General features: G+C 67.5%; 21 protein-coding genes and 1 pseudogene. 7 read left to right on the top strand and 15 right to left on the bottom strand.

What is annotated here, in order from left to right; all coding sequences use genetic code 11:
* Positions 1–465: 465 nt before the first annotated feature.
* On the top strand, positions 466–1272 hold the full coding sequence (locus G3N98_RS07750; RefSeq protein ID WP_206147815.1) for a response regulator: 807 nt from the start codon (positions 466–468) through the stop codon (positions 1270–1272).
* Between the two features lie 21 nt (positions 1273–1293).
* On the opposite strand, the gene G3N98_RS07745 is transcribed toward G3N98_RS07750, so the two are convergent.
* Complete coding sequence (locus G3N98_RS07745; protein ID WP_206147814.1) at positions 1294–3486, bottom strand: TonB-dependent siderophore receptor; 2193 nt, start codon at positions 3484–3486, stop codon at positions 1294–1296.
* 397 nt (positions 3487–3883) lie between these two features.
* Between G3N98_RS07745 and G3N98_RS07740 the strand changes: the two genes are divergently transcribed.
* The gene (locus G3N98_RS07740; protein WP_206147813.1) at positions 3884–4840 is read left to right on the top strand and encodes a mannuronate-specific alginate lyase; all 957 of its coding nucleotides are present in this window, start codon (positions 3884–3886) and stop codon (positions 4838–4840) included.
* 31 nt (positions 4841–4871) lie between these two features.
* Here the strand turns inward: G3N98_RS07740 and G3N98_RS07735 are convergent, their stop codons facing one another.
* Complete coding sequence (locus tag G3N98_RS07735) at positions 4872–5897, bottom strand: AraC family transcriptional regulator (protein ID WP_206147812.1); 1026 nt, start codon at positions 5895–5897, stop codon at positions 4872–4874.
* Positions 5898–6250: 353 nt separating this feature from the next.
* Between G3N98_RS07735 and G3N98_RS07730 the strand changes: the two genes are divergently transcribed.
* The 5 genes from G3N98_RS07730 (at position 6251) to G3N98_RS07710 (ending at position 11163) form a co-directional block, all read left to right on the top strand.
* Entirely contained in the window at positions 6251–7498 is a 1248-nt protein-coding gene (locus G3N98_RS07730; protein ID WP_206147811.1) for a dienelactone hydrolase family protein, read from the top strand.
* Between the two features lie 41 nt (positions 7499–7539).
* Positions 7540–8328: an SDR family oxidoreductase gene (locus G3N98_RS07725; protein WP_089476180.1), complete on the top strand. Its 789-nt coding sequence runs from the start codon at positions 7540–7542 to the stop codon at positions 8326–8328.
* A 70-nt stretch (positions 8329–8398) separates the two neighbouring features.
* A complete protein-coding gene (locus G3N98_RS07720; protein ID WP_089476181.1) occupies positions 8399–9637 on the top strand; it encodes a styrene monooxygenase/indole monooxygenase family protein in 1239 nt (412 codons plus the stop codon).
* A 5-nt stretch (positions 9638–9642) separates the two neighbouring features.
* Positions 9643–10170: a flavin reductase family protein gene (locus G3N98_RS07715; protein WP_089476182.1), complete on the top strand. Its 528-nt coding sequence runs from the start codon at positions 9643–9645 to the stop codon at positions 10168–10170.
* Positions 10171–10206: 36 nt separating this feature from the next.
* The gene (locus G3N98_RS07710) at positions 10207–11163 is read left to right on the top strand and encodes a transporter (RefSeq protein WP_089476183.1); all 957 of its coding nucleotides are present in this window, start codon (positions 10207–10209) and stop codon (positions 11161–11163) included.
* Between the two features lie 49 nt (positions 11164–11212).
* Here the strand turns inward: G3N98_RS07710 and G3N98_RS07705 are convergent, their stop codons facing one another.
* The 13 genes and pseudogenes from G3N98_RS07705 to G3N98_RS07645 form a co-directional block, all read right to left on the bottom strand.
* Positions 11213–12187: a hypothetical protein gene (locus G3N98_RS07705; protein ID WP_206147810.1), complete on the bottom strand. Its 975-nt coding sequence runs from the start codon at positions 12185–12187 to the stop codon at positions 11213–11215.
* Positions 12184–12702 carry a (2Fe-2S)-binding protein gene (locus G3N98_RS07700; RefSeq protein ID WP_089433726.1) on the bottom strand — a complete coding sequence of 173 codons (519 nt, stop codon included), beginning with the start codon at positions 12700–12702 and terminating at the stop codon, positions 12184–12186. Before G3N98_RS07700 ends, G3N98_RS07705 begins: the two co-directional genes overlap by 4 nt.
* Positions 12699–15434 carry a molybdopterin cofactor-binding domain-containing protein gene (locus tag G3N98_RS07695; RefSeq protein WP_206147809.1) on the bottom strand — a complete coding sequence of 912 codons (2736 nt, stop codon included), beginning with the start codon at positions 15432–15434 and terminating at the stop codon, positions 12699–12701. Before G3N98_RS07695 ends, G3N98_RS07700 begins: the two co-directional genes overlap by 4 nt.
* Positions 15435–15766: 332 nt before the next feature.
* Complete coding sequence (locus G3N98_RS07690; protein ID WP_206147808.1) at positions 15767–16045, bottom strand: hypothetical protein; 279 nt, start codon at positions 16043–16045, stop codon at positions 15767–15769.
* A 222-nt stretch (positions 16046–16267) separates the two neighbouring features.
* Positions 16268–17248, bottom strand: a complete 981-nt coding sequence (locus tag G3N98_RS07685) for a type II secretion system F family protein (RefSeq protein ID WP_206147807.1) — start codon at positions 17246–17248, stop codon at positions 16268–16270.
* A gap of 36 nt (positions 17249–17284) precedes the next feature.
* Positions 17285–18262, bottom strand: coding sequence for a type II secretion system F family protein (locus tag G3N98_RS07680; protein ID WP_206147806.1), 978 nt, complete (start codon positions 18260–18262; stop codon positions 17285–17287).
* 33 nt (positions 18263–18295) lie between these two features.
* Complete coding sequence (locus tag G3N98_RS07675) at positions 18296–19663, bottom strand: CpaF family protein (RefSeq protein WP_175239661.1); 1368 nt, start codon at positions 19661–19663, stop codon at positions 18296–18298.
* Positions 19664–19681: 18 nt separating this feature from the next.
* Positions 19682–20890 carry an AAA family ATPase gene (locus tag G3N98_RS07670; protein ID WP_089476191.1) on the bottom strand — a complete coding sequence of 403 codons (1209 nt, stop codon included), beginning with the start codon at positions 20888–20890 and terminating at the stop codon, positions 19682–19684.
* Positions 20891–20912: 22 nt separating this feature from the next.
* Complete coding sequence (locus tag G3N98_RS07665; RefSeq protein WP_089476192.1) at positions 20913–21356, bottom strand: TadE family protein; 444 nt, start codon at positions 21354–21356, stop codon at positions 20913–20915.
* A complete protein-coding gene (locus tag G3N98_RS07660) occupies positions 21353–21886 on the bottom strand; it encodes a TadE/TadG family type IV pilus assembly protein (protein ID WP_089433729.1) in 534 nt (177 codons plus the stop codon). Before G3N98_RS07660 ends, G3N98_RS07665 begins: the two co-directional genes overlap by 4 nt.
* 13 nt (positions 21887–21899) lie before the next feature.
* Positions 21900–23171: a TadE/TadG family type IV pilus assembly protein gene (locus G3N98_RS07655; protein ID WP_206147805.1), complete on the bottom strand. Its 1272-nt coding sequence runs from the start codon at positions 23169–23171 to the stop codon at positions 21900–21902.
* A gap of 25 nt (positions 23172–23196) precedes the next feature.
* Entirely contained in the window at positions 23197–23499 is a 303-nt protein-coding gene (locus tag G3N98_RS07650) for a hypothetical protein (protein ID WP_089429724.1), read from the bottom strand.
* Between the two features lie 20 nt (positions 23500–23519).
* Positions 23520–23924: pseudogene (locus tag G3N98_RS07645) on the bottom strand (secretin); the annotation flags it as partial.

Here is a 23924-nt window from a genome sequence, read left to right as displayed (position 1 = left end):
TTAAAGAAAAATTCCTCAAAAGATTTCCCCAAAAATATTTATGAACTACGCGACCGCACGTGGCGGTGCCAAATGAAAATGGCGGAAATGGACAGGCACCGGTGTGCCGCACGCCAAACACGAATCACCATACAAGCTGAAGCAGCTGAAAAACGGATTGAAGCAAATAGAGTCAATGCGTCTGGCAAGAATTGAAATATGCCCCTACAATTCGGCTCGCATCGATACCGGCAGTCGCGCACTTTTCAGCGCGCGACGCCGGCAACGCTTCGCGCCTTTACCGGGTCAGTGATCAAAACCCGCCATACGAGGCATTACGCCGACCGGTTGTCCGTCGTGTAGCGGGGCAAAATTCGAATGTCGATGCGCTTGTACGTCGCCATGGAGCAGCTTCCGACGATTGATCCGAACCGGGCCGGCCACCCGCAGGAACGCAGCCAGCAGTCATTCCAGAACAGGTGCACGATGCATCCATCGATCTCCGCATTGGGCGACGCCCATATCCTGATCGTCGACGATCAGCCCGACCAGCTTCGCTTGCTGATCGACATCCTGCGCGGCACGGGGTGCCGGATCAGCATTGCGTCCGACGGGCTGCAGGCGTGCCAGCGCGCGCAGGCGCTCATGCCCGACCTGATCCTGATGGATGTCCGCATGCCGCGCATGGACGGCTTCACCGCGTGCCGGCTGCTTGCCGCCGATCCGCTGACGTGCGCGATTCCGGTGATTTTCCTGACCGTGGCCGGCGCGTTGCACGAGCGCCTCGAGGGGTTCGACATCGGCTGCGTCGACTATGTGGTCAAGCCGTTCGAGCCCGCGGAAGTGCTTGCGCGGATTCGCGTGCAGCTCGCGCGCGAGAAGCGCGAGCGGCTCGTCGACACGGAAAGCCCGTTCGTGGCCGGCAAGGACGACGACATCATCGTGCGCGCGGCCATCCGCCACCTGGCACGGACGCTGAACGATCCGCCGACGGTCGAGCAGCTGGCCCGCGCGGTCGGCACGCACGAAAAGCGGCTGTCACGCGCGTTTCGCGACAACCTCGGCCAGACGGTGTTCGAGTATCTGCGGCACGAGCGGCTGCGGATCGCGCAGGACCTGCTGGATTCGACGTCGCTCAGCATTGCCAGCATCGCGAAGGAGATCGGCTTTTCCACACCGGCGAATTTCGCGACCGCATTCCGCGAACGTTTCGGCCTCACGCCGACCGAGTGGCGGCGCCAGCGTCATGCCGGCGAACGCGCCGTGCGGCGGGAACCGCAACGCGACGCGTAGAGCCGCTGCGCGCGTTCGCGACTACCAGTTGTATTTCGCGGTGGCCAGCACGGTTCGCTCGTTGCCGAACACGCAGACGGCGTACGACTGGCAACCGCTCACATAGCTGCGATCGAACAGGTTCGCGACGTTCAGCGCGAACCGCCAGTGCGGCATCTCGTAGTGCAGCGCCAGGTCGACCAGCGTCACGCTCGGCACGGTCAGCGAGTTGTCGGGTGCGCCGGCCGACGCGCTCTGGTAGCGCACGCCGCCGCCGACCCCGAGGCCCGACAGGATACCCGTGCGCCAGGTCCAGTCGGCCCACATCGACGCCATCTGCCGCGGCAGCGGCACCGCCACCGGCCAGTGGTTCAACGACGCGTCGTTCGCCTGCACGTTCTTGACGTCCTGATACATATACGACGCGACGACCGACAGCTCGCGGGTGACCTTGCCGAGCGCGCTCAGCTCGATCCCGCGCGAGCGCACCTTGCCGGTCTGCACGGACGTCGTGCCGGTCGGGTCGAGACTCACCGGTGCCGGCGTCGCGACGTTGGTCTGGTCGATCTGGTAGACGGCCGCACTCAACAGCAGGTTCTTGCCGGGCGGCTGCCAGCGCAACCCGGCTTCCGTCTGCTTGCCGCGTGTCGGCTTCGGCAAGCCGCCGCCGACCATCCTCACGCCGATGACGGGATCGAACGACGTCGAATAGCTCACGTACGGCGACAGCCCGGCGTCGCCCTGATAGGTGAGCCCGACGCGTCCGGAGAACGCACTGACGTCCTGCCGCGCCTGCGTGCCGGCCGTCCGGTCGTCGAACCGCGCATTGACGAAATCCTCGCGGCCGCCGAGCGTCAGCGTCCAGCGCCGCCAGCGGATCTGGTCCTGCGCATACACGCCGAACGTGTTCATCGCCGTGTACTGGTCGACGTGGCCGAGCGACGTCGGGCCGGAGAAAATCGCGTCCGTGACGGGCCGGTAGACGGGGTGATACAGGTTGAGCGACGGCGCCAGCGCGAGCCACACGCTGTTGGTCGTCGTCTGCCGGTCATATTGCGCGCCGAGCAGCAGCGTATGTTCGAGCGGCCCCGTGCCGAAGCGCGCCTGCGCGTGGTTGTCGATGTCGAACCGGCTGTAGTTGAGCTGGAACAGCCCCGCATAACGCATCATGTTGGTGCTGCTGCGGGGCACGTAGCCGATACCGAACACCGTCGCGTCGTCGAGCGACAGGTGCGACCAGCGCACGTCCTGATGCAGCGACCAGATCGCATTCACGCGGTGCTCCAGCGCGTAGCCGAGCGACCACTGCTTCTTCCGGTAGTCGTTGAAGCCGGGGGCGCCCATGTAGATGTCCTGCGACAGCCGGCCATTCGGGTTCGGCAACACCGTGCCCGACGCGGGCAGGAAGTTCGACGAAATATCGCTGCCGTCCTGCAGGAACGTCGCCGAGAGCGTCAGCGACGTATCGGCGTTCAGCCGCCATCGGAACGACGGCGCCAGCGCGACGCGCCGGTCGCCGTTCGGGCCGGTGACCGCGTTGCCGTCGCGCGCCACGCCGACGAAACGGTACGCAAAGCGGCCGTTGGGGTCGAGCGTATCGCCGACATCGAGCATGAATTGCTTGCGTGCATCATTGCCGATCTGCACGCCGGCGTCGCGGACGCGCTCGCCGTCGGCGAGCTTCGTGTGCGCGTCGACGATCGCGCCGGGTTCGCCCGCGCCGTACAGCACCGAGGTCGGCCCGCGCAGCACGGCGATCGAGTCGATCGTGTACGGGTCGACGCGCCAGTTCGCGATCACGGCCGTATTCGGCGCGGCGACGCCGTCGACGTACAGCGTCGGCGTGAAGCCGCGCAGCGCCGCATACCAGTCGGTGCGGCTGTCGGCGCCGAACGTCGCGAATCCCGGCACGTAGCGCAGCGCCTGGTTCAGGTCGGCCGCGCCGGTCATCTCGATCTGCTGCGCGGTCACGAGATTGACCGTTTGCGGGATCTCGGCCACCGGCGTGTCGGTCTTCGTGCCGGCCGTGGTGCGCAGCCCGACGAGCCCGCTCGATGCGCCGCTGCCCTTCCCGGTCACGTCGATCGTCGGCAGCACGGCCGCCGCCGCGCCGGCCGGCGGCGTGACTGCCGCACCCGATGCCTGCGCGTGTGCGCCGCCCGCCGCCGCCACGACCCACGCGCTCCCGGCCGCGATCGCCCTCGCGCGTCGCGCCGCTCCCCTGCCCGTTGCCATCGTTCCTTGCTCCGTCGTGCTGGTGGCCGATTCGGCCCGATCGCGGCGCGACGCGCCGTCGGCGTCCGCCCTGTGTTGTCTTCTTGGCGATGCTGGTTGCGCGCGAGTCGGCATGCACTGGCCCATGGCGTCGGTCGCGAGCGCAGCGATGATACCGGGCGAATAGGGCGCAGTCTCAAAAAAATGCGTCGTCGGCTGCCGCCGGGCAAGGCGGATGAAAGACGGGGACGCTAGACTGCGTGCGCCACCGGAATGGGCCGCGGGCTGCACGGCCCACGCGCATCAACGGGGTTCGTCGTGCCTTGGCGGCCGCGCGCGTCCTGCATCGCGAGGTTGTCCGCCCCCGGTTCGGCTTCCGTGTTTGCCGCGTCACCGTCACGTCACCACCGAGGACCGTATGCACCGCCTGTCGACTCGTCCCCTGCTCGCCGCGTGGCTCGCGGTGAGCGCACTTTGCTGGGCCGTGCCGCCGGCCCGCGCCTGTGACGTCCCGGCCGCCGTGACGACGATCGACCCGCCTGGCTACTATGACGACGCCGCCGGCTATGCGCGCGCCGTGAAGCCGATGCGCGATTTCATTTCACGGCTCAATGCGTCGGCGGACAAGGGTGACTGGTCATGCGCGGTGAGCCTGCTGGAAAGCTGGGCCCAGGCCGACGCGCTGATGGGCCGGATCACCGGTTATCAGGGCGACTACGAGCGCTCCTGGGCCGGCACCGACTTCGCGATGGTGATCCTGCGCATGCCGCGCGACGTACGCGACGCGAACCGCGCCCGGTTCGACGCGATCGACCCGTGGCTCGAACGCATCGCGATCGCCACCCGCGATGCGCAAGCGATCAACCATTTGCACAACAACCTCGTGTACTGGGCCGGACTCGACCTGATCGCCATCGGCACCGTGACCGGCAACGCGAGCCTCGTCGATTCGGGGCTGCTGCGGGTACGCGAAGGCATCCGCGACATCGGCCCCGATGGTGCGCTGGCACGGGAAGTCAAACGCGGCAACCGCGCGCTGCACTATCACACGTTCGCGCTGCTCCCGCTCGTGTTCGCGGCGGAACTCGTGCAGCGGCGCCATATCGATCTCTATCGGGAAAACGACGGCGCGATCGGCCGCCTGGCGAACCTGGTCATCAACGCGGTCGACGATCCCGCCAGCTTCACCGCCATCACACCGGTCAGGCAGGACCTGTTTCCGTGGACGTTCCGCGATGAACTGAGCTGGGTCGAGCCGTACTACGCGCGCTTTCACGACGCGCGGCTGCCGGCGATCATCGCAACGCGCCGCCCGTTCACCGAATGGCGGCTCGGCGGGGACGTGACGGCAGTCTGGGGCGTGCCGCTGCCGTAGCGGAACCGCGAGCGGACTGCCGCGTGAGCCGCTAGGCGCGCCCGCGCCGCATCCTGAGCGTCGCCGACGGCGACTCGCCGAACGCCCGCTTGTACTCGATCGCGAACCGCCCGAGGTGTGCGAAACCCCATTTCAGCGCGACGTCCGTCACCGACGCGAGCCCCGGCGACGCGTCGGCCAGCAATTCCTCGCGCACATGTTGCAGGCGCAACTGCCGCACGAAGCCCATCGGCGTGGTGCCGTGGCGATGACGAAAGCCGGCGAACAGCGTGCTCGGGCTGACGCCGGCGAGTTCGGCGAGCCGTTCGATCGTCAGCGGCTCGTCGAGATGCGCGCGGATGTAGTCCTCGACGCGCCGCACGTAGAACGGCGCGATCGCCACCGGCAGGTGCCGCGTGCCGTTGCGTGCGCTGTTCGGGTGGCCGTGCAGCAGCAGGTTGAGCAGCGTCGATTCGAGCTGCTCGAACGCGAGCGGATGACGCAGCGGATGCGCGTCCGTCGCGATCGCGCCGGCGAGGATCGGCAGCATCTGCGCCAGACACGCGCCCTGCGACGACGACAGGCTGAACTCCGGCTCGAATTCGACCGGCGCGCGCCGGTCGTCGCCGAAATGCCGCTGCGCGTGGCGCTCCATCACTTCGCGCTCGATGCGCAGGATGACTTGCGGACACGCGTCGCCCCAGCGCATCTTCAGCGGCAGCGTCGGCGAGATCAACGACGCGGTGCCCGGCGACGACACGAAACGCGCCGACCCGCACTCGATCTCCGCGTCGCCGCGCAACGGGATCTGCAACAGGAAGAAGTGCTCGAGCGGGCCGGGCTCGATGCTGACGCCGCCGCCATAATCGAGCAGGTTCAACGAGAGGTTGCCCCAGCGCGCGTGATGCATGCAGCTGTGCAGCGCGCGCGATTCGCCGGTCGGCGTGAGCCGGTGCGGCTTGAAGACGTCGGCGACGCGTGCGCGCACCTCGTCGACGTCGTTCGACTGCAGCAGCAGGTTGTCGTGATTGAAACAGGCCGTATCCGGCAGCCAGCCCGTTTCGGAAAATTGCGCCATCGCTGTTCTCCCGTCATGCTCCATTGCACTCGCGCCGTGCATGCATTCCCGATGTGGGGGCATCCGCCGCACGATCCGGATAGCGCCCGGAGTATCCGGACAGTCCGGCCGCCAAAGCACGCAAGTCCCGCGCACATGACGCAAGAAGCGGACCGTTCGCGCATCGTAGAAAACTGTGCGGGGCTTCCGCATCCGCACATACCCGCAGTCAGCCGCGCGCCCGCCCATGCGCGGCGGCCGGTGCAACAGGTTTCCGGAATTCGCGGATATCGGCCGAAGAAAGCGGATAGAAGTGCCCATTTCGTCCGCCAATACTGGGCCCGTCGCAGCACAAAACTGGAATGGAGGGACACATGCAAGGACGTCACATCGAGATTCCGTCGCCGGACGGCGGCACGTTTCGCGCGTACCTGAGCACGCCGGCCGGCGGCACCGGGCCCGGCATCGTGCTGTGCCACGAGATCTTCGGCGCGAACGCGACGATGCGGGAAGCAGCCGACTACTACGCGGAGGAAGGCTACACGGTGCTCGTGCCCGACCTGTTCTGGCGCCAGGCGCCGGGGATCGAACTCGGCTATGCGGGAGCGGATGCCGAACGCGCAATGGCCCTTTACCGCGCATACGACGAGAACAAGGGTGTCGAGGATGTTGGCGCCACGCTGGCCGTGCTCAGGCAGCTTCCCGAATGCACGGGCGGAACCGGCGTGCTCGGCTACTGTCTCGGCGGCAAGCTCGCGTATCTCGCCGCGTGCCGGCTGCCGGACGTGGCCGCGGCGGTCAGTTACTACGGCGTGGGCATCGAGCACGCGCTCGACGAGGCGTCTCACCTGCACGGCCGGCTCGTGCTGCAGATCGCGGGGCAAGACCGCTTCTGCCCGCCCGACGCGCAGCAGCGCATTGCCGGAGCGCTGGCCGGGCGCGACGGCGTCGAAGTGTACGTGTATCCCGGGGTCGATCACGCGTTCGCGCGTGTGGGCGGCGATCATTTCGACAAGGCCGCCGCGAGCATGGCCCATCAGCGCGCGATCGCCGCGTTCCGTGCCGCGCTCGGCCCGCACTACGACCTGTCCACACTGTGGGAAGCGCATCTGCAACACGAGTTCGACACGCGCAACGTCGATGCCACGATGGCGACGATGGTTGCCGAGCCGTACGTCAACCATATTCCGACGCTGACGGGCGGCGTCGGCTACGACGAGCTCAAGCGCTTCTACACGCATCACTTCGTGCACGCGAATCCGCCGGACACGACGATCACGCCGATCTCGCGCACGGTCGGCGCGAGCCAGATCGTCGACGAGTTGCTGTTCTGCTTCACGCACACCACCGAGATCGACTGGATGCTGCCGGGCGTCGCGCCGACCGGCAAGCGCGTCGAGATTCCGCTCGTCGCGATCGTCAAGTTTCGCGGCGACAAGCTCTATCACGAGCACATCTACTGGGACCAGGCGAGCGTGCTCGTGCAGATCGGGCTGCTCGATCCGGCCGGCCTGCCGGTCGCGGGTGTCGAAACGGCCCGCAAGCTGCTCGACGAAACCGTGCCGTCGAACGGGCTGATGCGCCGCTGGCAGGACAGCGAGCCGTCGTCGGGCACGCATTGACGCAACACCTTCCCCCACCCAACGATTTCCGGAGACACCCCATGACTGCCCTTGCTGGCAAAGTCGCGATCGTCACCGGCGGCGCCACGCTGATCGGCGCCGCGGTCGCGCAGGACCTGAGCCACGCCGGTGCGTGCGTCGCGATCCTCGATCTCGATGCGGAGAACGGCGCGCGCGTGGCCGACTCGCTCGGCGAACGGGCGATGTTCGTCGCGCTCGACATCACCGACGATCGCGCGATCGAGCATGCGGTCGCGGCCATCGTCGAGCGGTTCGGCGCGATCGACGTGCTCGTCAACCTCGCGTGCAGCTACGTCGACAACGGCATCCAGGCGACCCGCAACGACTGGCTCGCCGCGATGGACGTCAACGTCGTGTCGGCGGCGATGCTCGCCAAGGCCGTGCATCCGCAGATGGTCCGGCGCGGCGGCGGCGCGATCGTGAACTTCAGCTCGATCTCGGCCCAGTGCGCGCAAACCGGCCGCTGGCTGTACCCGACGTCCAAGGCGGCGATCCGCCAGCTCACGCGCAGCATGGCGATGGATCTCGCGCCCGACCGCATTCGCGTCAATTCGGTGTCGCCGGGCTGGACCTGGTCGCGCGTGATGGACGAGCTGACGCACGGCGACCGCGCGAAGACCGATCGCGTCGCCGCGCCGTTCCACCTGCTCGGCCGGGTCGGCGATCCGTCCGAGGTCGCGCAGGTCGTGACGTTCCTGTGCAGCGACGCGGCGAGCTTCGTGACCGGCGCCGACTACGCGGTGGATGGCGGCTATGCCGCGATGGGCCCCGAACAGGCGGTGCCGGCCATTCCGCGTCTCGCGGAGTGACCGTTCCTCGCCGCCGCATCCCGCAACCATTTCGATTCCGGCCGGCATCCGGCCAACCAAGGACACATCCATGAGACGCATCGCCATCGTCGGCGCCGGTCAGTCCGGCCTGCAACTCGCCTTCGCCCTGCTCGACCAGGGTTATCACGTCACGCTCGCGACCAACCGCGACGCCGAGCAGATCCGCACCGGCAAGGTCATGTCGAGCCAGTGCATGTTCCACACGTCGTTGCAGATCGAGCGCGATCTCGGCCTGAACACCTGGGAGGAAGCGTGCCCGTCCGTCGAAGGGATCGGCATCGCGGTACCGCATCCGGACGGCAACGGCCGCAAGGTGATCGACTGGTCGTCGCGGCTGACGCGCTATGCGCAGTCGGTCGACCAGCGCGTGAAGATGGCCGACTGGCTCGACCGCGTGAAGCGCCGGGGCGCGGACGTGCGCATTGCCGACATCGGCGTGCCCGAACTCGAGGAGCTCGCACGCAGCCACGACCTCGTGCTGCTCGCGGCCGGCAAGGGCGAGATCGTCAACCTGCTCGGCCGCGACGACACGCGCAGCGCGTTCGACCGCCCGCAACGCGCGCTGGCCCTCACCTATGTGAAAGGGATGACGCCGAGCCAGCCGTATTCGCGCGTGCGCTTCAACCTGCTGCCGGGCATCGGCGAGTACTTCGTGTTTCCCGCGCTGACCACGACGGGCCCGTGCGAAATCATGGTGTTCGAAGGCATCCCGGGCGGCCCGCTCGACTGCTGGGCCGACGTGAAGACGCCCGACCAGCATCTGGACCGGAGCCTGTCGTTCCTGCAGCAGTACGTACCGTGGGAATTCGAGCGCTGCCGCGACGTCGAGCTCACCGATCCGAACGGCACGCTCGCCGGACGCTTCACGCCGACGGTGCGCAAGCCGTTCTTCCGGCTGCCGTCGGGCCGCACGGTGTTCGGGATGGCCGATGCGGTGGTCGTCAACGATCCGATCACCGGCCAGGGATCGAACAACGCCGCGAAATGCGCGAACGCGTATTTCGACGCGATCGTCGCACGCGATGCCGCGCCGTTCGGCGAAGACTGGATGCAGCAGACGTTCGAAGGGTACTGGGCGTATGCGCAGCACGTCGTGCGCTGGACCAACTCGCTGCTCACGCCGCCACCGCCGCACATCCTCGAACTGCTCGGCGCGGCCGGCCAGTTGCCGTCGCTCGCCGCGGCGATCGTCGACGGCTTCGACGATCCGCGCCGGTTCTCGCCGTGGTGGTTCGAGCCGTCGGCCTGCGCGGCGATGATCCGCGAACACAGCGCACGCACGGAGTGACCGGCATGGAAACGACCGCTACCGATCGCCCGGCCCTCGACCCGCTGCAGTTACGCGCCGCGTTCGGGCAATTCCCGACCGGCGTGACCGTGATCACCACCTGCGCGGCCGACGGACGCAAGGTGGGCCTCACCGCCAATTCGTTCTCGTCGCTGTCGCTCGATCCGCCGCTCGTGCTGTGGAGCCTGCGCAAGGTCGCGCCGAGCCGCCCGGATTTCGTCGCGGCCACCCATTTCGCGATCAACATCCTCGCGCACGACCAGATCGAGCTGTCGCGCCGCTTCGCGACGCCCAGCGCCGACAAGTTCGACGGCGTGCTTCACGTCGATTCGGAAACCGGTGGCGTGCCCTGTCTCGACGGCGCGAGCGCGCGCTTCGTGTGCCGCAACGTCGGCCATTACGAAGGCGGCGATCACCTGCTCTTCATCGGCCAGATCGAACAGTTCGACACGTTCGGCCATGCGCCGCTCGTGTTCCATGCGGGCCAGTATCGTGCGATCGCCGACCATCCCGATCTTTTTCGCGCCGTTTGATTAGTTGTACCAATAAATCAACAGGAGGTGGTGAACATGAAACTCGGCTCTCGCATGCTCGTCGTCGCAGGCCTCACGATCGCGGGCATGGCCGCAGGCGCGCCGGCCGGCGCAGCCGACCTGCCGGCGGTCAACCTCGGCATGACCAGCTTCCTCGACGGGATGCCGCCGGCCGGCTCCGGCTGGTACGGCACGCAGTACCTGCAGTACTACACGGCCGGCCGCGTCAACGACAATGCGGGCAACAAGGTCGGGCTGCCGAAGCAGGACATCGACCTGTTCGCGGGGCTGAGCCAGCTCGTCTATCAGTCGCCGCTGACGTTCGCGGGCATGCATCCCGGCCTCGACGTGATCCTGCCGTGGATCGCGTCCGCGCGAACCGACGACGGCATCGGCAACGTCGCGCTGAATGCGCGCGCCGGTTTCGGCGACCTGCTGATCGGCCCGTTCATCCAGTTCGACCCGGTGATGGGCGCGCAAGGCCCGCGCTTCGCGCAGCGCGTGGAATTCCAGTTCATCGCGCCGACCGGCGCGTACGATCCGTCGCGCGCGATCAACCCCGGCAGCCATGTCTGGTCGTTCGATCCGTACTGGGCGGCGACGCTGTGGCTCACGCCCAAGTGGACGGTGTCTTGGCGGCTGCATTATCTGTGGAACGCGACCAACCATCAGCCGGCCACGTCGCTCGGCCCGGACGTGACGTCGACGCAGGCCGGCCAGGCGATCCACGCGAACTTCGCGACCGAGTATGAAGTGCGCCCCGGCCTGCGGCTGGGGCTCAACGGCTACTGGCTGCGCCAGACCACCGACATGAAGGCAAACGGGCAGGACGTGCCGGGCACGCGGGAGGCCGTGTTCGCGATCGGCCCGGGGGCCATGTATAGCTTCTCGCCGCAGGATCATCTGATGTTCAACGCATACTTCGAAACCTATGCGCGCAACCGGCCGCAGGGCACGCGGATGGTGCTGCGCTACGTGCATCACTTTCAGTGACGACCGCGACCGGGTGAACGGGCACGACGTTCCGCCGCCCGGCGGCCCCCTACTTCGCCGCCTGCGCCGCCGGCGTGAACGAGCACTTCGGATCGTTCTTGCCCCGCGCCGAACAGCACTCGAGCAGGTCGCTCACCGACTTCACGTTGGCCGCGTTCCACTCGTCGCGGCTGCGGTTGTTGTCGATCGGCATCCAGTGCGTCAGCGGATAGCTGCTCGCCAGCTGGTTGCTGCCTTTCGGCGGCGGCAGCAACCCGGCGGCGAGCGGCACGTAGATCTTGCAACTGTTCTGGTCGCCGATCCGGTGGCAGCCGATGCAGGTGTTACCGGGCGTGCTGATCGCGTGCGACGTCCATGACGCGAAGTCGGCACCGAGATTGATGTACTTGCCCCACGGATCGGTCGGCACGCGGTTCCATACCTGCCCGATCCACGGGCTGTACATGACCGGGCTCGCATCGTGGCACGACACGCAGCGCTTCGTCGCGGTCGCAGCCGGTTTCCACCAGAATTCCGCGGCCGACGGCCGACCGGGCGGCGGGGTCTTCTCGTTCGGCGGCGGCACGCGCGACGCGTCCATGCCGCCCGTACCGCCCTTGTCCGCATGAAACCAGCAGGTCTTGCCGTTGCGCACGTGGTGCAGCACGATGTCGACTTCGTCGTAGTACGGGCTGCGGTTCTCGCGGATCTGCTTGCGACGGCAAAACGCCGAGATCTGCGTGTCGCCGTGAGACAGGTCGAGGATCTTCGAGTAAGGCGTGCATTGCCCGGAGGTCGGCGCGTCGTACGGCAACAGCGCCGGGCGATCGCAGGTCATGTGTGCCGTGTACCGCGCGGGCACGCTGCCGTTGACGGTGATCGGCACGTCCGTCCCGCTGTTGCAGTCGAACGCGGGAATCTCGCCGATTTCGTCGGTGCACTGCTGCGCGTATTCGTGCAGGGAGGCATCGGCGCCTTCCGCGGCAAACGACGCGGGCGCGGCCAGCAGCAGCGCCAGCGCCGCGATGCAGGTCCTGATCGTCATGCCGCCTCCTTCGTGTAGCGCATCGCCACCTTGCGGATGGCCTCGATGTATTTGACATAGCCGGTGCATCGGCACACGTTGCCGCCCACCCACGTTTCGATCATCGCGTCCAGCTCGGCGGCGGGCACCGGCTGCGCGCGCAGATGATCGAGCATCGCGGTCGCGGCCATCAGGAATCCCGACGCGCAGTAGCCGCACTGGAACGCGAACGATTCGAGAAAGCTCTGCTGCAGCGGCGACAGCGTGCCGTCCTGCGCGAGCCCTTCGATCGTGTACACGTGCATGCCGGCCATCGCGCTGACCGGCGTCGAGCACGACAGCGTCTTTTCCATCGGCGCGTCGGGCGTGTTGCGCACGCCGACCGTGCACGCCCGGCACACGCCGATGCCGCAGCACAGCTTCGTGCCGGTCAGGTCCTGTCGTTCATGCAGGAAGTCGATGAGGTTCATGTCGGCGTCGTCGGCGGCTGCCTCGACGGGCTGGCCGTTCACGACCATGCGGACCGGATCGCTCATTGCAGTGCCTCCAGAATCTTGTCCGGCGTGACCGGCGTGACCCTGAACCTTCGCCCCGTCGCCATCGCCAGCGCATTGAGCAGCGCCGGCGCGATCGGGCACATCACCGCTTCCGCGATACCGCGCGCATTCGCGGGGTCGTTGCCGGGCGGCGGCAGCGCGATCAGCTCCTGCTCGGGAATGTCGGGCAGGCGCGTCACCTCGTAGCGGTCGAGGTTCCATCGGCCGCCACCCGGGCCGTCCGGGCCGAGCGGGCACGTCTCCGTCAGCACGTTGCCGATCCCCATCGCGACCGCGCCCTGCGACTGTCCTTCGACGAGCTCCGGCGACAGTTGCCGCCCGACACTCACCGCCGACACCACGCGCTCGACCTTCACGCGCCCGTTCGCCGGATCGACGGACACGCCGACGAGCGACGCCGATGGCGCATAGGTCGTGCGCCCGTAGAGGCTCGTGTCGACCGGCGGCGCCTGCAGCGTGCGGTACAGCGGCGTCAGGAAGTAAGGATCGAGGCCGACCGCCACGTAGTCGTAGTCGATTTGCGCACTGCCCGACGCGAACGGATAGGTGCCCTTCCAGAAGTAGCCGGCATAGCTCGCATGCACGGCCGCCACCGTCTGCAGGCCCAGCTTCGTGATGGTGCCGAGCAGCGCCGGCCACGAAATCGGCGTGAGGCCGTTCGCGACGAGCGCACCATTGGCCCAGCGCACGTCCTCTGCCCGCACGGGCACGCCCCACCACGCACGGGCCGCCGGCAGCACGCTTTGCAGGAACAAGGCCTGGGCCGCCCCCTTCACCGCGTGGTACTGATGGAATGCGCCGAGACAGGCGCTCGACGAACCGTACGTGTAGCGCACCGTCTTCGGATTGGCCGACGGGTTGCTCGAACGCGTGAGCCCGAGTGCATTGAACGGCCCGATCTCGCTCATGGCGATCGTCTGCGCGTTCTGCCCGAGAAATTCGGACGGTGCGAGCCCCAGCGTCGTGGCCGCGCCGTTACCCATGTCGGTGTACGGCGTGACCACGCGCAGCCGGCTGTCGGGCAGGATCTGCACCATCCCGAACATGCCGTCACCGGAGGTGCCGTAGGCCTCGTTCGCCATCGCGAGTCCGACGCCGTAGCGGAGATGGCGCGCCGCGCGTTCCGCGCGGGTGCGCTCGCGTTCGCGCCACAGCGGGTGCTGTTCGAGCCGGTCGAGCAACGCGTCGAGCTGCAGGTCGAACAGGATCGGCGCACCCGTGATCGCGCGCCCCTTGCCGAGCCCGGGCGTGCCGCCGAGAAAATTGGCGCGACGGATCGCGAACGGCGAGAGCCCGAGCCGGCGCGCGGCCTCGTCCATCAGCGTCTCGACCGCCATGAACGCCTGCGGGCCGCCGAAGCCGCGCTGCGATCCGCCGAACACTTCCCGCGTGTAAGTCGAGGCCGCCTGCGCGCGTGCGCGCGGAATCTCGTAGCAGCTCATCGCGCTCAGCGCGGCGAGCTGCGCGACGTACGGCGACAGGTTCTTCTTGCCGCCGCCGTTCATCAGGAAATCGCACGTGATCGCTTCGAGCTTGCCGCGCCGGTTGAACCACAGCGATTCGGAAAACTGCGTTTCGCAGCGCTTCAACCCGACCTGGAACTGCTCGTAGCGCGACTGCTGCCAGCGTAGCGCGCCCGTCGCGAACGGCGCCGCGAGCGCGAGATAGAGCGGGAAATAGGACTTGTCGCGCCCGCCGAAGCCGCCGCCCGGATAGCACGCGATGACGTGGGCCTCCTTGGCCGCGACGTCGCTGCCCTGGAACAGCGCGAGCGCGCCGGTCGCATCGTCGTTCGCCGACTGCGTACCGAGCACGAGGCTCATTGTCGCGCTGGACGCGTCGTACCATGCGAGCCCCGCTTCGGGTTCCATGAACATCGGGTCCATCGCCGGCGTCTCGAATCCTTCATTGCCGGTCGCACGCACGCCGATCCACGCGCCGGCGGCCGCGTTGCGGGCGATCGTCGCATCGATGTTGGCGACCGCCTCCTCGCGTTGCTTCAGGTATTCGGCGGTCGGCTTGCCGCTGCTGTCGGTCTGGTAGTTGTCGACGTAGTTGAAGCCGCGTTCGTCATCGCGCACGTAGATGGTCACGGGAGAAAACGGCACGGCCTGCGCGGCCGTCGGGCGCGTGACCGGCGCGCCGTAACGGATCACGCTGCGGTTGAAATCGAGCAGCTTCTTCGCTCGACGATAGACATCGAAGTTCTCGAAGATCAGCAGCGCGGCCGGTTGTCCGTAGCAATCCGCCGCGTGGCCGGTGCGCGCGAGCCAGTAGATGTCCTGGTTCGCGATCGGGTCGGCCTCGGGTGCCAGCGGAATCCGCCGCGCGCTCAGCAATGCGTTGTCGACGACGGCGATCGGCCGCAATTCGGCCGGCAGCACACCGAGGTCATAGCCTTCGTACACGGCGTCGACCCGATCGCACCGCAACGCATAGAGCCAGTTCTCCTGCTGCGGCCAGCCGACGAAGTCGCGCGACTTGAAGTCGCGTGCGTAGATCTTCTGGCCCGTGACCTTCGGGATGCCGTCGATGCGCCAGCGCGCCTTGCCGGGCACCGGCGCCCAGCCCGGCCCGGCCGCACCGTCGTCCGCCTGCCCGGCGGCGCCGAGCGCCAGCGCCGGCAAATGGGTGATCGAGATCGCGACGAGCGCGCCGCTCCCGGCCAGCTTCAGAAACGTCCGGCGTGTCACAGGCACATCGATGGCCATGCTGGGTCCCTCGTTCGAATGGTCGTGCCGGCACGGCCGACGCGCGACGCGACGCCGGCCGTGTACGGGCCGCTTCGGGTGTGCTTCGTCGTGCGGGATGTCGGTGCGGAAACGGTCTTGCGGACGCGGTCGCGTGCCGGCGGTCAGGAATCGGGGGGAAGCGGACCGGGGAACGTGCGCGGCGGATTCGCGCGGGCGCCACGGGCCCGCGGAGGTCTGCTGGATGAAGCGTCAGGCCACCTGCTTGCCATTGCTTGCTCGTTCATGTTTCCCCCGGCCTTGATCGTGCGCGACTGGCCTGTTTTCCGTATTGTCGGGCAGTCTCTTGATTTTCAAGTGTTGTTGTTCGGTATTTCCGGCACGTGCAACGTTTGCGTCGTCAGTACCGTGATGCAGACATGATTTTCAATAATGTAGAAATTCGGGCCGGGTATTTCAAGGAGATTTTCGGATGGCGCGCAGCGGTGCGCAAAAAACGAACGAGAAGCCATTGCAATGAACGATGGAGTCAACAATCCCGCGGATCGTTGCCGTCTTTCAATATCAGGCGAGGTATCGCCGTGCCGTTGCATCCAGGCGCACAACGCGATGCCGGCAAACTTCGCCGGCATTCAGGTTAGCAGTAGGGGGCAGCCGCTGAGGCGGTGGACTACGGCTCGTTCCATGGCCGACCATGGGTCCAGGATGCCTTGACGCCGCTATGGTCAACCTGTCTCGCGGCGCCGCCTGGGGAGGGAGCCTCCATGAAGCCTGTTACCGTGCCGGCCGGCGGGGGTGGCCATCCGGCACGCAAAACCTTGATCGACGCAACCGGCGCAACGCCGCTGCGTCACTCACTGCCCGATGCCCACGAACGTCGGCAGCAGCACGCGATAGACGTGGATCATCGCCGGCCCGAGCAGCACCATCATCAGTGCGGGGAAAATGCAGAAGATCAGCGGGAACAGCAGCTTCAGCGCGATCTTCGCGGCCCGCTCTTCCGCGCGCATCCGGCGCCGCGTGCGCAGCATGTCGGACAGCACGCGCAGCGATTCGCTGATGCTCGTGCCGAAGCGGTCGGCCTGGATCAGCATCGCGCAGAACGATTCGATGTCCTCCACGCCGGTGCGCAGCGCGAGATTGCGCAGCGCCGTCTCCTTCGTGAAGCCGGAGCGCATCTCGAGCAGCAGCAGGTCGAGTTCGCTCGCGACCACCTCGCTGCTGAACCGCAGCTCCTCGCTCACCTTCATCAGCGCCGCATCGAGCCCGAGCCCCGCTTCGACGCACACCGTCAGCAGGTCGAGCGCGTCCGGGAAATCCTCGAAGATCTTCCGCTGGCGCACCTTGACCCGCTGCGACAGCACGACGTTCGGGATGTAGTAGCCGATGCCGGCGAGCGCGACGAGGATGACCGACAGGATCGCACGCTCGTCGCCGAGCGACGTCGTGATCAGCACCAACAGCGCCGCGCACGGCAACCCGAGCGCGAGCGCCGTCTTCGCGGTGAAATACAGCGCGGCCGCGCTCTGGTTGCGCCAGCCGGCATTCATGAGCCGGATGCGCAGCGGCGAATTCTCCCAGCCCTCCTTCGGCACCGACAGCTTCGAGATCGGCGTGGACAGCTCGACCAGCTTCGCGACCCAGCGCGACGCCAGTTCGTCGCCGTCACCCGTGCCCGCCACGCCAGCGGCGCCCGTCCCGGCCCCGCCGGCCTGCTGGACCCGGCGCTGGATGCTGCGTGGCGCGAACAGCAGCATCGCGACGAGCGCGCCGCCGGCCACGAAGAGGAACAAGCCGCCCAGCATCACGGCCTGGACTACGCTCAGGTTTTGCATGACAGCCTCGCAACGGTTCGTTATACGGCTCGCGCGTCAGACGCGAATGCGGACAATACGGCGGATCCAGAGCAGCCCGAACAGCATCGACACCAGCATCGTGCCGACCATCCTGATCCCCGCCGGGTCCTCCCAGAGCACGGACAGGAATTCGCGGTTCAGCAGCGCCATCACCGCGGCGGTGCCGAACGGCAGCAGCCCGAGAATCCATGCCGACAACCGCCCTTCCGCCGACAGCACGCGCACCTTGTCGAACAGCTTGAAGCGCTCGCGGATCAGCGCGGCGATGCTGTCGAGCAGCTCGGCCAGGTTGCCGCCCGTCTCGCGCTGGATCAGCACCGCGATCACGAAGTAGCGCAGGTCCTGCACCGGCACGCGCGTGACGAGGTTCATCAGCGCATCGTGCAGCGACACGCCGTAGTTGACCTCGTCGAACGTGACGCGGAACTCGCCGCCCATCGGCTCGGGAAACTCGTCGCCGACCATCCCGAGCGTGCTCGTGAACGAGTGGCCGGACCGCAGCGCGCGCGCGATCATGTCGCAGATGTCCGGCAACAGCCGCTCGAGCTTGCGCATCCGCTTCCCGCGGCAGCGCATCACGTACATCATCGGCAGGCATCCGGCGAACAGCGCGACCGGCAGCGCGGCGAACTGCGGCAACGTCGCGAAGCTCAGCGCAAGCCACGCGAACGCCGCGAACACCGTGCTGAGCATGATCAGCTTCGGCAGCGTCCAGTCGAGGCCCGACTGCTGGATCACGAGATCGAGCCGATGCACGCGCGGCATGCGCAGCAGCAGCCGGTCGAACGGTTTCGATTCGTCGAGCATCCGCTTCTTCAGGATCGACAGCCGTTCCTGCTGGACGTTGCCGCCGGCCGACATCGAGCGGATGCGCGATTCGATCCGGCGCGCGGCGGCGCCATGCCGCGCGTTCCACCATTGATAACCGCCTTCGATCGCGAGGACCACCGCGACGAAGGTGAGAATCACAAAACCGTAAAAGATCGTGTTCATGAAGCCTCCCCGGCAGCGAACGGCGCCCTGTCGTCAGTTCGTCTCGTACCGCTGAGACGGGTCGTACAGCGAATCCGGCAGGTTGATGCCGAATGCCTGCAGCCGCTCGACGAACTTCGGCCGCACGCCCGTCGCGCAGAAGTGGCCGCGTACCGAACCGTCGCGGTCCACGCCCGTGCGCTTGAACGTGAAGATCTCCTGCATGTTGATGATGTCGCCCTCCATCCCGGTCAGTTCCTGGATGCTGACGATCTTGCGCCTGCCGTCGGTCAGCCGCGCGGCCTGCACGACCACCGAGATCGCCGACGTGATCTGCTGGCGCATCGTCTTCGGCGGCAGCGTCAGGCCGGAGACGCTGATCATGTTCTCGAGCCGCGTCAGCGCGTCGCGCGGGGTGTTCGCGTGGATCGTCGCGAGCGAGCCTTCGTGGCCGGTGTTCATCGCGTTGAGCATGTCGAGCGCTTCCGCGCCGCGCACTTCGCCGAGGATGATCCGGTCCGGGCGCATCCGCAGCGCGTTGCGCACCAGCGTGCGCTGCGTGATCTCGCCCTTGCCTTCGATGTTCGGCGGGCGGGTTTCGAGCCGCAGCACGTGCGGCTGCTGCAGTTGCAGTTCGGCGGCATCCTCGATCGTCACGATCCGCTCGTTGCGCGGAATGAAGCCGGACAGGATGTTGAGCAGCGTCGTCTTGCCGCTGCCGGTGCCGCCCGACACCAGCACGTTCACCTTCGCGCGCGACAGCGCGTCGAGCAGCTCGGCCATCGGCGGCGTCAGGCTGTGGTAGCGCACGAGGTCGTCCATCTTCAGCGGATTGACCGCGAAACGCCGGATCGACATCAGCGGCCCGTCGATCGCGGACGGCGGGATGATCGCGTTCACGCGCGAGCCGTCGGGCAGCCGCGCGTCGACCATCGGGCTCGATTCGTCGATGCGGCGCCCGACGCGCGACACGATCTTCTCGATCACCTTCATCAGGTGTGCATCGTCATAGAACGTCACGTCGGTCAGTTCGAGCTGGCCGAAGCGTTCGACATAGACCTGCCGGTACGTGTTCACGAGGATGTCGGAAACGGTCGGGTCGCGCAGCAGCGCTTCGAGCGGGCCGAAACCGAACATCTCGTCGTACACGTCGATCGCCAGTTGCCGCCGCTCGATGTCGTTCGCCGGCAGCCGCTCCTCGTCGAGGATGCGCGTGATCAGCAGGCCGATCTCCATCCGGACCGATTCCTGCGGCATCCGCGACAGGCGCTCGAGCTCGACACGTTCGAGCACGGCCAGGTGGATTTCGCGGCGCAGCTTCTGGTATGCGTCGCGCACCGACGAATGGGCCGGGCCGGCCGGTTCGCTGCCCGTCGCCAGCGGCTGGGCCCGGTGCAAGGACATCTGTTCGCGCAATGACATGATGGTTCCCCGAAAGATTTACATGGATTTGAGCTTCGGCGTGGCCTTGCGGCCGAACAGCCGGGACATCAGCGGTTCGCTGTGCGTCGCGCCGTGCCCCGCGCGCACCTCCCCTTCGACGAGTTGCTTCGCATACCCTTGCAACGCACGGACGACCCCCGTGCCGCGCGCGACCCGCGACACCGGATGGCCCTGATTAAGCGCTTCGAGCACGGTGTCGGCATCGTCGGGAATCGTGCAGGCCGCGTGCAGGCCGAGCACTTCCTCGAGCGCCGTGCGGGTGCGGTCGCTCGCGCGCGTCGCGCGGTTCACGATCAGCCGCATCTGGTCGGTCGAGTAGCCGAGCGACACGAGGATCTCCAGCAGCCGGCGCCCGGCGCGCACGTGCGGCATCGCGGGCTGCAGCACGAGCGCGATCTGGTCGCTGCGATCCAGCGCGACCATCGACAGCGGATTGATGCAGACGCCGACGTCGAAGATCACGAAGTCGTAACGCGGCGCGGCGACGCCCAGGATCCATTCGAGCGCGTCCTCGCGCATTTCGGCGGCCTTGACCGGGTCGCCGGCGCCCGCGAGCACGTGGAAGTTTTCCGTCACGTGCGCGACGCTCGCGTCGAGGAACGCGCTGTCGAGCCGTTCGATCTGCGCGCACAGCTGCGGCAGCGTCGACGGCGGGGTCTCGTCGCTGACGAGGAACGCCGCGTCGGCGAACTGCTGGTTCAGGTCGATCAGCAGCACGCGGCGCTTGTAGCCTTCCGCGATCTCGAATGCGAGGTTGCTGGCCGCGAAGCTCGTGCCGGCCCCGCCCTTGCACGACATGAACGACACGATCCGCGTGTCGTCCGTGTCGCGCCGCGTGCTTTGCGCGGCGGCCCGTTCGAGCGCGTGGCCGAGCGCCTGCGGGTCGAGCGGCCACTGCAGCACGTCGCGGGCGCCCGCCCGCATCGCGTCGAGCAGCACGTGCGGCGACGCGTCGGCCGTCACGAGAATGCAGGTCAGGCTCGCGTGCGCGCGGCAGATCCGTTCGATCGCCGACAGCTCGGACGGGTCGAGCGACGTGCCGTCGACCAGCAGGATGTCGAACGCGTCGAGCCCGTCGGTGCGATGTTCGATCTGCGACGGGCGGCCGGTCGCGCGTGTCGCGCGATAGTGTCCGCAGTCGGCCACGAGGCGCGCGATCTGCGAAAGACGCGCGGTGTCGTCGGAAGCTACGAGGATGTTGATCATGTCGTGTGCCTCGCCTGTTCGATTAATTACAGTTGGCGCCGCCGGTCGCGGAAGTGAGGCTTTCGCGCGGCAGTGTCGTCGTGAACGGCGGCATCGTCACCGTGATGTTCACGAACGGGATCATCGTCTTGACCGTGACGTTCGTGACGCTGACCGTCACGAACGCGCACGAATTCACGTCACAGCTCGCGGGCGAGTAGTTCACCGACACGTTCGCGTTCGACAGCAGCGGCAGCAGCCCTCTCACCCGCTTCACGACGCCGGCCGCATTCACGTCGCACACCACCGCCGTGCGCGCGCCCAGGCGCACGGCTTCGCTCGCGGTGCTCCAGTAGAACAGCACGCGGCCGAATTCGAAGATGCCGATCAGCAGCATGATCAGGATCCACGCGATCAGCGCGAACTCGACGATCGCCGAGCCGCGTTGGGCACGCCGGCGTGACGGGGGGGCATGGCGCGCGTTCATGACACTTGCCTCATCACGGTGACGATGTTGTTGAAGGTGATCGACGGCAGCCCCGGGAACGCGGGGATCGGCTGGTACTTGTAGCCCGTGATCTTCACTTCGACGACGTTGATCGCGCCCGTCGCGGTGCCGCCCGACGCGTTGTTGTTCGAGTCGTAGGTCGGCAGGTTCGCGAACTGCGACGGGTCGGACGTGTCGCTGCAGCCGGTCGTGCGCTGCGCGTCGCAGATCGTCACCATCGACGTCTTCAGCCCCGGCACCAGCTCGGTGCCGGCGGCGCCGCACGTCGTGCTGCCGTAGACGACGAGGCACTGCGCCTGCGAGGCCGGATACGCGCTGTCGGTCGGCAACCAGACCGACAGGTAGCGCGCCGCATCGCGCGTCGCCTTGGTCAGCGTCTCGAACTGGTAGATCGCGCGGCCGAACTCGGCCACGCCGGTCGCGAGCATGATCATCGGCATCAGCACGAGCGCGAACTCGACGGCGACGGCGCCGCGGGTGCGCGAACGGCGAAACGGGGGCTTTTTCATGATCCGCTCTCCGCTATTGAACGAGCATCGGGACCTGGGTCCCGGACGCGCTGCCGCTGCCCGGCAAGCCGTGCGTCGCGCACGGATTGTTGCCGGAGACCGACGAGCCGAGGTATTCGAGGTGCGCGACGATCGCGCCGCTGCCGGAGCTGAACGGCAGCGGATCGAGCATCAGCACACAGTCCCATTGCGTGACGTGCACCTTGCCGCTGCTACCCTTCAGCGTCGAACAGTCGCCTTCCGGCGCGAGCGCGACACGGCGGTCGCTGCCGTAAGTCTGGTAGTTGCTCGCCGTCGCGGTGCCGTTGGTGTTGATCCCGCTGCCGGTCGGCGGCGCGCCGTCGCCCTGGTAGGACTTGAAAGCCGCGCGGTCGGCCACGAACTGCGTGTACGCGTCGCCCTTGATGCCCGCCGTTCCGGGCGGCCCGTAGTTCGGGCCGACATATGCATAGCCGGTGAAGTCGGGCTGGCCGCTCGAGCCGTTCGCGCCGTTCGTATAGATGCCGAAGCGCGTATTCCAGGCGCGCAGCGACGCCGACTTCAGGCCCGTGGTGGCGAGATCCGGCGGGCTCGTGATGTTGCAGGTATTGCCCGACAGCTCGCTCGCGAGGGTCGGTTCGTTCGTCGAACCGTCGAGCGCCGCCCAGCCGAAGTTGCCCGGCCCGTAGGTCGACGACGACCCGGACGGCGACGAGATCCAGTCGCCGACCTTGTAGGCCGGGTCGGACGGGCCGCGGCACACGAACACCGGGATCGCGCAGGTCGTCTGCCCGCCGCCGACGGTGGCGATCGCGCTGGCCGACACTTCCGCCGCGTTCGCGAGCTTCGTGCCCGGCAGCACGTTCAGTATCTCGATGAACCAGTGCGCGATGTTGCTCAACGTGGCGGTGCACTGCACGTACTTGATGTTCGCCGGCGTCGTGACCGAGTTCTTCGTCTGGAACGCGTTGGACAGCGAGTCGCTGAACGTGACGTTCGCGTTCGTCGACATCTGCACCGACTTGTTCTGGAAGAACACGAAGTTCAGGTGGCCGGCGGCGATGCCGTCCGCCTCGGCCACCGACAGGCTGATGGCCGAGGTCAGGTCACGCGCGGCCGACAGCGCGCAGGCATCGGCGCTGTTCTGCAGTTCGCTGCGCGTGACGTACAGCTTGCCGAGATCCAGCGCGAGGCCGACGAACCCGATCATCACCGCCAGTGCGAGACCGACGATGATCGCGACGGCACCGCGCTGGCGATGCAGGCTGCGACGCATGACTTTCGGATGGCGAGCTGCGCTGTTCATGGCGTTCTCCCTGAGCGTGCCGTCGTTACTGGGTGGACTTGCCGATGCCGATCACGAACGCATTGGCGGGCGGCACGGTCTGCTTGAACGACTTGTCGTAGTTGTCGAGCGCGGCCGCGGCGGCCGCGCCGTCGACCCCCGGCGCCGACACCGAGGCCGCGTGGTCGGCGGCATGCGGGTCGATGATCTGGGCCTGGGTCACGGCGCGGACCGAATCGCCGAAGCGGGTGTCCCACACCGGGGTCGACGACATGCAGCCGGCAAGCGCGAACGCGAGCGGTGCGGCGAGCGCCACGCGGCGCACGATGACGAGGTAGGCGGATTTCATGAGCGTCCCCTTGGATGGCTTCAACGATCGGTGGATTCGGGTGCCGCGCTCACGCGCACGACCTGCTGCGCATGGGCCGCCGCCGGTGTCCGGCGCTTCGGCTGCCCCGCGGGCTGGGCCGGCGTGTCGGAACCGGCCGCCGCAAGACGTGCGGCGGCGGCTTCGATACGCGCGATGCGGGCCGCGTTGGCGGATTCGTGCTGCGAGACGGCGGCGGCAACCGGTGCAGGCGTCTTCTGCGGCTCGGCCGGCGCCGGCGGCTGCGCGTCCGTCCCCTGCGGCGCGCGCGGCGCGGGCAGCGCGGCACCGTTGTATGAATGGCGCGCACAGAGCACGTACATTCGCCGTCCGCCGTACTGGGAAGGCGCGCTGGCCGGCGAACGCACGCTGCAGGGGATGCGCCCGCTCGCGGTGCTCGGCGACAA

This window comes from Burkholderia sp. Tr-20390 (assembly GCF_017104595.1).
Classification (GTDB): Bacteria; Pseudomonadota; Gammaproteobacteria; order Burkholderiales; family Burkholderiaceae; genus Burkholderia.
This window is presented reverse-complemented; position numbering and strand designations above follow the sequence as displayed.